The 12,388-nt window shown below is 65.5% G+C and carries 12 protein-coding genes and 2 pseudogenes; 6 read left to right on the forward strand and 8 right to left on the reverse strand.

Translation table 11 applies throughout. The features are described 5' to 3' along the window. Positions 1 to 54 precede the first annotated feature (54 nt). The 7 genes and pseudogenes from ispG to AUC71_RS15120 all read right to left on the reverse strand — a co-directional run bounded on the left by ispG (position 55) and on the right by AUC71_RS15120 (position 5,201). Positions 55 to 1,299 (reverse strand): flavodoxin-dependent (E)-4-hydroxy-3-methylbut-2-enyl-diphosphate synthase, encoded by a 1,245-nt coding sequence (gene ispG, locus AUC71_RS15095; protein WP_244500992.1) that lies wholly within the window; start codon positions 1,297 to 1,299, stop codon positions 55 to 57. 48 nt (positions 1,300 to 1,347) lie between these two features. Next, complete coding sequence (locus AUC71_RS15100; RefSeq protein WP_069624904.1) at positions 1,348 to 1,701, reverse strand: VanZ family protein; 354 nt, start codon at positions 1,699 to 1,701, stop codon at positions 1,348 to 1,350. A gap of 118 nt (positions 1,702 to 1,819) precedes the next feature. Next, a pseudogene (locus tag AUC71_RS15105) lies at positions 1,820 to 2,913 on the reverse strand (metal ABC transporter substrate-binding protein). Between the two features lie 25 nt (positions 2,914 to 2,938). Continuing rightward, positions 2,939 to 3,804 (reverse strand): annotated as a pseudogene (locus AUC71_RS15110) (metal ABC transporter permease). Continuing rightward, on the reverse strand, positions 3,801 to 4,565 hold the full coding sequence (gene aztA / locus AUC71_RS15115) for a zinc ABC transporter ATP-binding protein AztA (protein WP_069624905.1): 765 nt from the start codon (positions 4,563 to 4,565) through the stop codon (positions 3,801 to 3,803). The pseudogene AUC71_RS15110 and the gene aztA overlap by 4 nt, the downstream one beginning before the upstream one ends. Further along, positions 4,562 to 4,765: a hypothetical protein gene (locus AUC71_RS18950; RefSeq protein ID WP_141701753.1), complete on the reverse strand. Its 204-nt coding sequence runs from the start codon at positions 4,763 to 4,765 to the stop codon at positions 4,562 to 4,564. The genes aztA and AUC71_RS18950 overlap by 4 nt, the downstream gene beginning before the upstream one ends. Before the next feature lie 19 nt (positions 4,766 to 4,784). Beyond that, complete coding sequence (locus AUC71_RS15120; protein WP_069624906.1) at positions 4,785 to 5,201, reverse strand: Fur family transcriptional regulator; 417 nt, start codon at positions 5,199 to 5,201, stop codon at positions 4,785 to 4,787. 118 nt (positions 5,202 to 5,319) lie between these two features. Here AUC71_RS15120 and AUC71_RS15125 point away from each other — a divergent pair, with 118 nt between their 5' ends. Then, the gene (locus tag AUC71_RS15125) at positions 5,320 to 5,829 is read left to right on the forward strand and encodes a c-type cytochrome (protein WP_083238469.1); all 510 of its coding nucleotides are present in this window, start codon (positions 5,320 to 5,322) and stop codon (positions 5,827 to 5,829) included. Between the two features lie 21 nt (positions 5,830 to 5,850). Here the strand turns inward: AUC71_RS15125 and AUC71_RS15130 are convergent, their stop codons facing one another. Then, positions 5,851 to 6,600 carry a helix-turn-helix domain-containing protein gene (locus AUC71_RS15130; RefSeq protein WP_244500994.1) on the reverse strand — a complete coding sequence of 250 codons (750 nt, stop codon included), beginning with the start codon at positions 6,598 to 6,600 and terminating at the stop codon, positions 5,851 to 5,853. A gap of 73 nt (positions 6,601 to 6,673) precedes the next feature. On the opposite strand from AUC71_RS15130, the gene AUC71_RS15135 reads away from it, so the two are divergent. The 5 genes from AUC71_RS15135 (at position 6,674) to cydB (ending at position 12,219) form a co-directional block, all read left to right on the forward strand. Next, a complete protein-coding gene (locus tag AUC71_RS15135; protein ID WP_069624908.1) occupies positions 6,674 to 7,660 on the forward strand; it encodes an MBL fold metallo-hydrolase in 987 nt (328 codons plus the stop codon). Positions 7,661 to 7,708: 48 nt separating this feature from the next. Then, a complete protein-coding gene (locus tag AUC71_RS15140; protein WP_069624909.1) occupies positions 7,709 to 8,233 on the forward strand; it encodes an O-acetyl-ADP-ribose deacetylase in 525 nt (174 codons plus the stop codon). Between the two features lie 6 nt (positions 8,234 to 8,239). Next, a complete protein-coding gene (locus tag AUC71_RS15145; RefSeq protein WP_069624910.1) occupies positions 8,240 to 9,676 on the forward strand; it encodes a cryptochrome/photolyase family protein in 1,437 nt (478 codons plus the stop codon). Between the two features lie 123 nt (positions 9,677 to 9,799). After that, positions 9,800 to 11,188 carry a cytochrome ubiquinol oxidase subunit I gene (locus AUC71_RS15150; protein ID WP_069624911.1) on the forward strand — a complete coding sequence of 463 codons (1,389 nt, stop codon included), beginning with the start codon at positions 9,800 to 9,802 and terminating at the stop codon, positions 11,186 to 11,188. After that, a complete protein-coding gene (gene cydB / locus AUC71_RS15155) occupies positions 11,185 to 12,219 on the forward strand; it encodes a cytochrome d ubiquinol oxidase subunit II (RefSeq protein WP_244500995.1) in 1,035 nt (344 codons plus the stop codon). Before AUC71_RS15150 ends, cydB begins: the two co-directional genes overlap by 4 nt. Positions 12,220 to 12,388 lie beyond the last annotated feature (169 nt).

Below are 12,388 nucleotides of genomic sequence, written 5' to 3' on the forward strand. Positions count from 1 at the left end.
GGTGCGAGCGCAGCGAGCCTCGAATCACGGCCGCGCGCCTCACCATGACGAAAGCTACTCTGCGGCGGTGCGGCCCATCGCACCGGTGCCGTAGCGGCGCTCGATATAGTCGAGCACCATCTGCTTGAATTCCGCCGAGGCGCCTGGCCCGCGCAACGTGGTGACCTTCTTGCCGTCGACGAACACGGGTGCGGCCGGCGACTCGCCGGTGCCCGGCAGCGAGATGCCAATATCCGCATGCTTGGATTCGCCGGGGCCGTTGACGATGCAGCCCATCACCGCGACGTTGAGATTTTCCACGCCCGGATAGCGACGTTGCCACTCCGGCATCTGATCACGGATGAAGTCCTGGATGTCACGCGCCAGCTCCTGGAACGTGGTGGAGGTGGTCCGCCCGCAGCCGGGGCACGCGGCGACCAACGGCACGAAGGCGCGGAAGCCCATGCTCTGCAAAAGCTCCTGCGCCACCTTGACCTCGAGCGTGCGGTCGCCATTTGGCTCCGGCGTCAGCGAGATGCGGATCGTGTCGCCGATGCCCTGCTGGAGCAGCACCGACAACGCCGCCGACGAGGCGACGATGCCCTTCGAGCCCATGCCGGCTTCGGTGAGACCCAGATGCAACGCAAGATCGGAGCGCGCGGCCAGCATGGCATAGACGGCGATGAGATCCTGAACCGCGGAGACCTTGGCCGAGAGCACGATCTTGTCGGCGCCCATGCCAAGCTCTTGCGCGCGTTCGGCCGAGAGCAGCGCCGACTGCACGATGGCCTCGTGCATCACCGCGCGCGCGTCCTTCGGCGAGGCGCTGGCGGCGTTCTCGTCCATCAGCCGGGTCAGCAGGTCCTGGTCGAGGCTGCCCCAATTGACGCCGATGCGCACGGGCTTGTCGTGGCGAAGCGCGATCTCGATGATCTGCGAGAACTGCTTGTCGCGCTTATCCTTGAAGCCGACATTGCCGGGATTGATGCGGTATTTGGCGAGTGCCTCGGCGCAGGCCGGATAGTCCGCGAGCAGGGTATGCCCGTTATAGTGGAAGTCGCCGATCAGCGGGACGTCGGCGCCCATGGCATCGAGCCGCTCGCGGATCAGGGGCACTCCGGCGGCGGCTTCCGCCCGGTCCACGGTGACGCGCACGAGCTCCGAGCCGGCGCGCGCCAGCGCCGCCACTTGCGCGACGGTCGAGGCAACGTCCGCCGTGTCCGTATTGGTCATGGATTGCACGACGATGGGGGCACCGCCGCCCATGGTCACGCCGCCGATCCTGACCGGTATGGTGCGCTTGCGCGCGCTTATCTCCATGGGGCCAGGATACATCACATTTACGACAGGCGCGCCACCACCCCCGGATCAGGCTTTCCCGCGCCTTTTCCGCACAGCGAAGAGGCCATCGGCCAGCAGCGCCCCGCTGGCCACAGCTGCCGCGGCGATCAGCGCCGTGGCGAGATCCGCCGTACGGTCGGGGGTAAGCGCCTGCGCCGCCTCGAGCCCCACGGCGAGGGGAAGCAGCACCGCCGCGACGACCATCGGCCGGGGAAAAGCGAGGCAGGCGAGCACGGTCAGCGTGAAGAAGGCGAGGAAATGCTCGACCAGCCAATGCAGCCCCAGCCGGACCGGCCAGCCTTTGGGCGCGAGCGTCGAAAAGACGATGACGCCGCCGAGCGCCGCGAGCAGCAGAAGCAGCCATTTCTTGTCACTCAGCACAGCTCAAGACTCCGTCATGGCCGGGCTTGTCCCGGCCATCCACGTCTTCATTCGTTCACCTCGGCAAAGCGTGGATGCCCGGCACAAGGCCGGGCATGACAGTCTATCCTCGTGAATCCTAGCTCGACAGCGCGGCCGTCAGCGTCCCCACATTGTGGCGGAACATGTCGAGATAGGTCGGCGCCGGGCCATCCTGGTCCGACAGCGCGTCGGAGTAGAGCACGCCGCCGATCTTCGCGCCGGTCTCCGACGCGATCTGGTCGAGCAGCCGGCGGTCGGTGACGTTCTCCAGGAACACGGCCGGGATGTGCTCCTCGCGGATCTGCCGGATGATCTTGGCCACATCCTGGGCGCTCGCCTCGCTCTCGGTGCTCACACCCTCCGGCGCGATGATCTCGAGCCCGTAGGCGTTGCCGAAATAGCCGAAGGCATCGTGCTGGTGATGATCTTGCGGCGCGCCTCCGGCAGCTTGGCGATCGCCGCCCGCACCGCCTCGTCTTCCGCCTCGATGGCCGCGAGATATTTGGCGGCGTTCGCCTCATAGGTCTCCTTGCCATCGGGATCGGCGGCGATCAGCGCGTCGCGGATATTGGTCACGTAGATCTTGCCGTTGAACAGGCTCTGCCACGCGTGAGGATCGGTGTCGCCACCGTGCGAATCATCGTCCTCGACTTTCGCATGCTCATCATGGTCATGGTCGTCTTCGCCCTTGGCGTGATCGTCCTGATCGTGGCCTTCTTCGCCTTTTGCGTGGTCATCATGGTCTTCGTCGTGATCGTCCGCGCCTTTGGCATGATCGTCGTGGTCGTGATCGTCCTCGTGCTCGGCGCCATGATTGTGGCCGCCTTTCATGACGATCGGCATCACACCGCCGCTCGTCACCACGAGCGCGCCGGTGAAGCCGGAGGCCTTTTCCAGCCGCTGCATCCAGCCTTCGAAGCCGAGCCCGTTGACGAAGAAGATGTCGGCGGATGCAAGCGTCTTGGCGTCGGCGGGCGTCGGGCTGAACACATGGGCATCGCCGTTCGGCCCGACCAGCGTGGTGACCTCGACGCGGTCGCCGCCGACATTCTTCACCATGTCGCCGAGGATGCTGAACGAGGCGACGGCTTTGAGCTTGCCACCGTCGGCTTTGTCAGCCGCGTGTGCGGCACTCGAAGCGCCGAGCGCGACGAAGGTGGCGGCAAGAAGAGCAATAAGGCGATTCCACATGACGCAACTCCTTGAGGTGCAGGGATCAGGCTTCCAGATGTCTGCGCGGCATCAACCCCCAGAGGACGCCGCCGCGCACGCCCACCAGCATCGACAAGAGGTAGAACGCCCCGCAGGCGAGGATGACGGCGGGGCCGGTGGGCACGTTGACGTAATAGGACACGAGCAGGCCGACGACGCTCGAGGCAAAGGCCGAAGCGATGGCGACGCCGATCATGCCGCCGACATCCTCCGCCCAGAAGCGCGCGGCGACGGCGGGCAGCAGCATGATGCCGACCGCCATCAGCGTGCCGAGCGCCTGAAAGCCCGCAACGAGATTGAGCACCACAAGCACCAGGAAGATTAGATGCGTGGGCGAGCTCAACGGGCTTACCGAGCGCAGGAACTGCGGATCGAAGCACTCCATGACCAGCGGGCGGTAGATCACCGCGAGCGTCATCATGGACACCGTGGCGATGCTGGCAATGAGAAGGAGCGCGCCGTCGTCCAGCGCCAGCACCGTTCCGAACAGCACATGCAGGAGATCAACGCTGCTGCCGCGCACCGACACCAGCATCACGCCGAGCGCCAAGGACAACAGATAGAAGCCGGCAAGGCTCGCATCCTCGCGGATGACCGTGGAGCGCGCCACGAGCCCCGCGGCGAGCGCCACGGCGAGCCCCGCGGCAAAGCCTCCGAGGCTCATGGCGAACAGCGACAGTCCGGCGAGCAGGTAGCCGATGGCCGCGCCCGGCAAGATCGCGTGCCCCATGGCGTCGCCCATCAAGCTCATGCGCCGCAAGACGAGGAACACGCCGATGGGCGGCGCCGTCAGAGAGATGGCGAGCGAGCCACCAGCGCCCGGCGCATGAAGGCGAATTCGATGAAGGGCTGGACGAGACTGTCGATCATGCGGACCAGCGCGTCTCTTCCCGCTCGCACACGGGCGCGTGCGCATCGAACGCCTCGGTGATTTCGCGCGACTTGGCGAGATTCGCGGGCGTCAGCACGGCGCGCGTCTCGCCCCAGGCGACGACTTCGCGGGCAAGCAACAGCGTACGCGGGAAATGCGTACGCACTTGCTCCATGTCATGCAGCGCCGCGAGCACCGTCCGGCCCTCGCGATGCCAGCGCTCGATGAGGCGGATCAGATCGGCGACGGTCTTGGTGTCCACGGCGCGGAACGGCTCGTCGAGCAGGATGAGCTTGGCGTCTTGCAGGAGAAGCCGCGCGAATAGGACGCGCTGGAATTGTCCGCCGGAGAGCGTGCCGACCGGACGGTCGGCGAGTTCGATCAGGCCAACCGTGCCGAGCGCGCCGATGACGTGATCGCGTCCCCGCGCGTCGAGACCGCGCAGCGCGCCGATCTGCCGCCACAGCCCCATGGCGACGCAATCGAACACCGAAATGGGGAAGCTGCGGTCGATCTCGATGACTTGCGGCAGATAGGCGATGTCCCGCTTGGTGAGGCCGTCGAGATCGAGACGGCCGCTTAAGGGTTTGAGCTCGCCGACAATGCCTTTGAGCAGGGTCGACTTGCCGGCACCATTCGGCCCGACGATCGCCAAGAGCTCGCCGCGCGCCACCTCCCCGGTGATGTGATGCACAGCAGGGTGCCGGCCATAGCCGAGCGTCAGATTGTGAAAGCCGAGGGTGGGCGCCGTAGCCTTCATCGAAGCGCCCAATAGACCGCGAGCCACAAGAGACCGACCGCCGCCGCCACGAGACAAAGCCGCGCGCCCGCCGAGGCCCGCAGCCACGAGACCCCCCGCACGGGGGCATGGTGCGCCGCGCGGTGCGTGGCGCCTGCCGGGACAAGCGCGATGGGCTCGCGCTCCAAGGCGTCACGCGTCGAGGCTTCACGCGAGGGCAACGGTCACGTCCTTCCGAAGTTAGGCCAGCCGGCTCGGGTGGCAATCGTTACAGAGACCCGCGATCTCGACGGTCACCTGCTCTGGCGAGATTTCATCCGGGGCAAGGCCCAGCAGCAGCGCTTGGTCTTTGTCGGCGAGCAGGATCTCGACAACCTTGTCGCAGGCCCGGCAGATGGCGAAGGCGAACTTGCCGTCGCAAGCCCCGTGCCCGCAGGCGACGAAAGCCGAGCGGGACTCCAGGCGGTGGACCATGCCCTTTTTCATCAGATCGTTCAGGGCGCGGTACACGGTCGGCGGATGGGAGATCCCCGATTTCCGCACCCGGTCGAGAATGGCGTAGGCGCTCAGAGGCTCGCCCGAATTCCTCAGACAGCTGAGGATTTCGCTTTGGTTGCGCGAGAGCTTCGGTGCGTCGTGGTGATGGGCGGCATTCATGACCGATGATATAACATAACATCAGTATGGGACGTCAAGTGGAACCGGGAACGCCGTTGCGCTGTTTTTTACCCAAAGGCGCCGCAAGACGCGCCCGTATTCGAGATGAGGTTTCCCCATGGTTTCACCATACGTGATCAGCGGACTTGCGCCCTTTGCCTTGGCGGCCTCGCTGCTCGCCTTCCCGGCATTGGCCGCCGATCAAGAGACGACGGAGGAGAGCGCTTCCACATCGAGCCCCATGGAAACCGCGAAATCGGCCGAGAAAGGCGCGCTAAAAAATCCCTATTCGACCGACGACGCCAAGGTCGTGGAAGAAGGCCATGAAATCTACATGGCTGCAGGCTGCAACGGCTGTCATGGCGGCACGGGCGGCGGCGGCATGGGCCCGCCTTTGTCGAACCCGGTTTGGGTTTACGGCAACGACGGCGACATCCTGTTCCGCTTGATCGCGTTGGGTACCACCGGACTCCAGGAGCAAGGTTATACGCGCAAGGGCTCCGAGAACGTGGTCGGCCCGATGCCGCCCCACGGCAACATCGTTAAGTCCAACGACGACATGTGGAAGATCATCGCCTGGATCTGGTCGATCAATCCTCCGGACAAGTCCGCCTCGGCCGCCCAGTAACGCGCTGCGGCCGCGCGCCCCTCACCTTCGCGAGGGTGGGCGTGGCGGCGCCCCGAACGTGCGGCGGAAATCACGCGCAAAATGCGCCTGGTCCGCGAAACCCGCTGTATGGGCGGCGGTAGTCAGGTTGCTACCGTCCAAGACGGCGCGGATGGCCGCACGCATGCGGCACCAGGCGCGGTACCGGCGGAAGGGCACGCCGATTTCCCTGGTGAAGACATGCTGGAACCGCGACGGAGATAGGCCGACCGTCTCCGCGACCCTCCCGACCTGCCTGAGATCCGCATAGCTCTCGTGCAAGGAATCAAGAACCCGCGCCATACGCGGATCAACGGGACGTTCGCGCCGGCCTGCGAAACCGATCAAGTCGTCGAGCCCGCGCGCGATCCAAGATGGACTGTCGCGGTCCTCATACATCTCCCGCAGCACGGCAACCTCGCCGTCATCCCCGACGCGCGCGCCGGAGACGTCCTGCGCGTGGCAGACAAGGCGTGAAAGGGTTTCCGTGCCGGCCGCACTTGCCTCGGCATAGAGAACGGCGAGCGGCGCGCCGCCCATGTCGAACTCGTAAGCGAGACCGGCTGGAATCGCCGCCGTCCGGCAGATCCGCCAGGCGCCATCACCAACGCGGAGCGCGAATTTTTCGTACAGCCCCGCGAGGAAGACCGGCGTGCTGTGGCGGTGGGGCGCGTTGCGGCCGAGCGGCCCGGCGAACAGCGCGCGGCCGCGATCGAGATACCAGATCGGCGAATTTTCGGGAGCGTCTGACACAGCACGTTCGTTCAAGCGGCTTCGGGATGCCGGCCGATAGTGTCGCGGACAGATGCAAAAGGAAAGATCGCCAATGCTCAAATGTGCCGTCAACCGCCGTCGCCTTATCGCCGGTACGGGCGCGCTTGCCGTGGCGCCCTTTGCCGCCGCCCTCGCCCTGCGCAGCGCCATGGCCGCTGCCCCGATGCTCGGCCTCTCCGAACCGACCCATTACCGTATCAAGCTCGGCGACTTCGAGGTGACGACGATCTCAGACGCCGCTGCCTTCATTGACGGTCCCTGGCCGCTGATCGGCGCAAACGCGGAGCAAGACGCTGTCGATCAAGTGATGCGTGACAACATGCTCCCGACGAACAAGTACCGGCCGGGCTTCACGCCCATGGTGGTCAACACCGGCAAGGAGCTGATCCTGTTCGATACCGGCAACGGCGAGCGCGGCTTCGTTCCCCGGCCGCAAGGCGGCTGGCTCGCCGCACAGCTTACGCCGGCCGGCTTCAAGCCCGAGCAGATCGACGTCGTGGTGCTGTCTCACGGTCATCCCGACCATATCGGCGGGGTGATGGAGAATGGAGAGCCGCTGTTCCCCAACGCGCGATACGTCACGGGTGCGATCGACTATGACTTCTGGGCCGGCGACAAGCGACGGGCGGCTAGCCGTTCGCCGGCGCTGTTCCGCGACTACATGGTGCCCCTCGCCGACAAAACCACGTTCCTCAAGCCCGGCGACGAGGTGGTGCCCGGCATTCGTGCCCTGGCCGCCTATGGGCACACCCCCGGCCATCTCGCGTTCGACATCGAGAGCGGCGGGAAGCGCCTCGTCTTCTGGGGCGACTGCGCGCACCATCACGTCGCCTCGCTTGTGCATCCCGATTGGCACTGCGTGTTCGACGTCGACAGAGAGCAAGCGCCAAAGACCCGCGCCCGCATGTTCGACACGGTGGCCACCGACCGCGTGGCCGTCAGCGCCTTCCACATGCCGTTTCCATCCATCGGCTATGTGGAACGGCGCAAGGACGGCGGCTACCGCTGGATTCCGCATTCCTATCAGCTCGATTTGTGAGCTTCGCGAGGGCTTGATCGACCAGGGTTTCCGGCGTGCAATGCGCCCATGCCCGACAAGATCGAGATCGCTGAAGGCGATATTACGACCCTCCATGTCGACGCTGTCGTCAACGCCGCCAACGAAGCGTTGGCCCCGGGCGGCGGCGTGTGCGGCGCCATCCACCGGGCCGCCGGCCCCGAGTTCGCCGACGCCTGCGCCAAGCTCGGCGGCTGCGCCACGGGCGAAGCCAAGGTCACGGACGGATTCGGCCTGCCGGCCCGCTATGTGATCCACACCGTGGGTCCGGTCTGGGGCGGCGGCGAGCGGGGGGAAGGAATGCTGCTGGCAAATTGCTACAGGAATGCGCTGACGCTTGCCGCGGAGCACGACCTCGCATCCGTCGCCTTCCCCGCCATCTCGACCGGCATCTACGGCTTCCCGCCCGACCGCGCCGCGCTGATCGCCGTGCGCACGGTGCGCGAGACGCTCCCGGACGTGCCAGGCATCGCGCGCGTGGTGTTCTGCTGCTTCGGCGCGGAGTCCCGCGATCTTCACCAAGCCGCCCTTGCCGCAACCGCGCCGCGAGGCTAGCCGCGCATGGCGAGGTCTCAGTCTCCGGTCATCGTCTGGTTCCGCCGCGATCTGCGCCTTGCCGACAACGCGGCGCTCACTGCCGCGGCGAAGTCGGACGCGTCGTTGCTTCCGCTCTACATCCTCGACGATGAAACTCCAGGCGACTTACGCATGGGCGGCGCGTCACGCTGGTGGCTGCATGGCAGCTTGAAGGCGCTCAATGAAAGTCTCGGCGGGAAGCTTTGCTTGCGGAAGGGGCGGGCCGCGGACGTATTGGGTGCGCTGCTCGACGAGACCGGTGCTGGCGCCGTTCATACCGGCAGGGGCTATGATCCGTGGGATACGAGTCTCGAAGAAACCGTCGCGCGGCTCTGCGAGGCGAAAGGCGCAAGGGTCTCTCTGCATCCGGGCCAGCTTCTGTTCGCGCCGGGACAGATCGTCGCCGGCAGTGGCAAGCCCTATCGGGTGTTCACGCCCTTCTGGAAAGCTTGCCTTGCCGCGCCGAACCTCGCGCGCCATCGAAGGCGCCGCCGGCTCGGCAACTTCGCCGAGGCCACGAGCCTGTCTCTCGACGACCTCAAGCTGCTGCCCACCAAGCCCGACTGGGCCGGCGGACTGCGCGAGACCTGGCAGCCCGGCGAGGACGCCGCGAAGCAGATACTGTCGGACTTCATCGACAACGGTCTGCCGGTGTATGCAAGCAGCCGCGACAACTTCGGCGATGACGCGACCTCGCACCTGTCGCCTTGTCTTCACTTCGGCGAGATCAGCCCCAACCAGGTCTGGCATGCGGCGCGCCATGCGGGCCACGCCGCGCCGGGCAAAGCGAAAGGCGCCGAGGCCTTTCTGCGTCAGCTCGGTTGGCGCGAGTTTTCCGCTCACCTGCTGTACCGTTTTCCCGACATGCCGGTTAAACCGCTGCGGCCAGAATTCGCGAAGTTCCCCTGGCGAACCGACAAGAAGACCCTGCGCGCCTGGCAGCGCGGGGAGACCGGCTATCCCGTGGTCGACGCGGCCATGCGCCAGCTCTGGCACACGGGCTTCATGCCCAACCGCATGCGCATGATCGTGGCCTCCTTTCTCGTGAAGCATCTGCTGCTGCCCTGGCAGGCAGGCGAGGCCTGGTTTTGGGACACGCTGGTGGATGCCGACCTCGCCAACAATGCCGCCAGCTGGCAGTGGGTGGCGGGCTGCGGCACGGATGCGGCGCCCTATTTCCGCGTCTTCAATCCCATCCTCCAGGGCCGGAAGTTCGATCCGGCCGGCGCCTATGTGCGCCAATGGGTGCCGGAGCTGGCCGAACTTCCCGCGGCGGACATTCACGCCCCATGGGAAGCGCCCGCAATAGTGCTCGCGCAATCGGGCGTTGTGCTCGGAAAAACCTATCCCCAACCGATTGTCGATCATGCCGCGGCGCGCGCCCGCGCGCTGAATGCCTTCGCGGCAATCAAAACCAACTGATGCAAATCATTCTGATGCGTCGATGCACCTCCTGGCCGTCATGGGCAAACCCGGCTAGTCTTGCCGCAACGTGATGAGTCGCCATGGAAGGCGGCCTTCGACTGGGCAGGTGGGAAACGTAGGATGTTCTCCGAACTCGACCCGCTACTTCTCTCGCGAATCCAATTCGCCTTTACGATCTCCTTCCACATCATTTTTCCGTCCTTCACCATCGGCCTGGCGGCTTGGCTCGTGGTGCTCGAAGCGTTGTGGCTCAAGACCGGCAAGCAGATCTACGCCGACATCTCCCGCCATTGGATCAAGATCTTCGCCATCTCCTTCGGCATGGGCGTCGTCTCCGGCGTGGTCATGTCCTACGAGTTCGGCACCAATTGGAGCGAGTTGTCACGCCGAGGCGGCAATGTCATCGGCCCGCTTTTGTCCTACGAGGTACTGACCGCCTTCTTCCTGGAGGCCGGCTTCCTCGGCATCATGCTGTTCGGCCGCGAGCGCGTACCCAAAGCGGTGCATTTTTTCGCAACCTGCATGGTGGCGCTCGGCACCGCAATTTCCGCCTTCTGGATTCTGTCGGCCAATAGCTGGATGCAGACGCCCCAGGGCTTCACCGTGGACTCCGAAGGCGTGCTGCATGTCGCCGACTGGTGGCAGGTGATCTTCAATCCGTCCTTCCCTTACCGCTTCACCCACATGGTCATCGCCGCCTATCTGACCACCGCCTTCGTGGTCGGGGGCGTCGGCGCCTGGTACATTTTGCGCGACAGATGCGTGCCCCATGGGCGCGTCATGCTCGGCATGGCGCTGAGCCTCATCGTCTGGCTCGCGCCGCTCCAACTCGTGATCGGCGACATGCATGGGCTCAATACGCTCGAGCACCAGCCCGCCAAAATCGCGGCGCTGGAGGCCCATTGGGAGACAGGCAGCAGCGTTCCACTGATCCTATTCGCCTGGCCAGACCCGGAAGCGGAGACCAACCACTACGAAGTCGCCATTCCGCATCTCGGCAGCCTGATCCTCACGCATAGCTGGGACGGCGAGATCAAGGGCCTCAAATCATTCGCACCCGAAGACCGGCCGAACCCCATCATCCCCTTCTTTGCCTTCCGCATCATGGTGGGCATCGGCTTCCTCATGATCGCCCTCGGCATCACCGGCGCAGTGCTCTGGCTGATGGGCCGGCTCTACACCACGCGCTGGTACTTGCACGCCATGGCCTGGTCCTTCCCGATCGGCTTCATCGCCGTCCTCGCCGGCTGGTTCGTGGCCGAGGTCGGCCGCCAACCTTGGGTCGTCTACAATGTCTTGCGCACCGCCGACGCCGTGTCGCCGGTGCCGGGCGGCAGCGTCTTGACCACGCTTTTGCTGTTCTTCGTCGTTTACGGCATCATCTTCGGCGCCGGCATCTACTACATCGCGCAACTCGTTCGACGCGGACCGGGAGAGACGCCGCCGGTGCCTGGCGCAGGCGAAGGCGATCCTTCACGGCGACCCATGGCCGCGGGAGGTGCTCCATGATCGCCTCCAACTTGGACATGGCGCAGCTTTTGCCGATCTTCTTGCCGCTCGTGTGGGCCGCGATCCTGGCACTCGCCGTGTTCCTGTACGTGCTGCTCGGCGGCTACGACCTGGGCCTCGGCGTGCTATTTCCCATCGCCCCGTCGGACCGTGATCGCGACGCCATGATGGCCTCGGTGTCGCCGTTCTGGGACGGCAACGAGACCTGGCTGGTGCTCGGCGGCGGCGGGCTGCTCGCCGCCTTCCCCCTCGCCTACGCCACCATGTTGCCGGCGCTCTATATTCCGATCTTCCTGATGCTGATGGGGCTGATCCTGCGCGGCGTTGCCTTCGAGTTCCGCTTCAAGTCGAGCACCTATCGCTGGGGTTGGGATCTCGCCTTTGCCGGCGGCTCGATCGTCGCGGCCTTGATGCAGGGCGTGATCATCGGCGCCTTCGTACGAGGCTTCACCGTCGAGAATAACCAGTTCGCGGGCGGTCCCTTCGACTGGCTGAGCCCGTTCTCCATCGTCACCGCCGTCGCCGTGCTGTCGGGCTACGTGCTGCTCTCGGCGGGCTGGTTGATCATGAAGCCGACGAGGCATTGCGCGAATGGGCCTATGGCATTGCGCGCTACGCGCCTGATCGCCGTTGCCGTTTTCATCGTCGCGTTCAGCGTCTGGACGCCGCTGCTGCACCCGGAGATCGCCGACCGCTGGTTCTCGCCCGGCAACATGGTGATGTTCTCTCCGGTGCCGCTGCTCACCGCGGCCGCCGTGATAGGCCTATGGCGCGGCATCGCCAAGCGCCAGCGCTTTGCGCCCTTCCTGTGGGGCATTCTGATTTTCATGCTCTGCTACACGGGGCTCGCGGTCAGCCTGTTCCCGTATATCATCCCGCCGGACATCACGATCTGGGAGGCGGCCGCCGCCCCCAAATCGCAGCTCTTCATGCTGTATGGCGCGATCCCGCTCTTGCCCATCATTCTCGGCTACACGGCGTATTCCTATTATGTGCTGTGGGACGCGACCGAGCACGATACCTATCACTGACCCTCACTCCGTCGCGGCCAGTTCTTTCCGCTCCAGGCGCTGCTTGAGGCTCATGATTCGGTCATAGGCGTCCGTGACGCGGCTGCGCGAGAGTCGTCCGTCGCACACCGCCTCGACCAGCGCACGATCGAATCCGCACCCCGAGCGACGGCTCCCTCCGCCTGCACGT

The organism is Methyloceanibacter marginalis (assembly GCF_001723295.1).
In the GTDB taxonomy this organism is placed as follows: Bacteria; Pseudomonadota; Alphaproteobacteria; order Rhizobiales; family Methyloligellaceae; genus Methyloceanibacter; species Methyloceanibacter marginalis.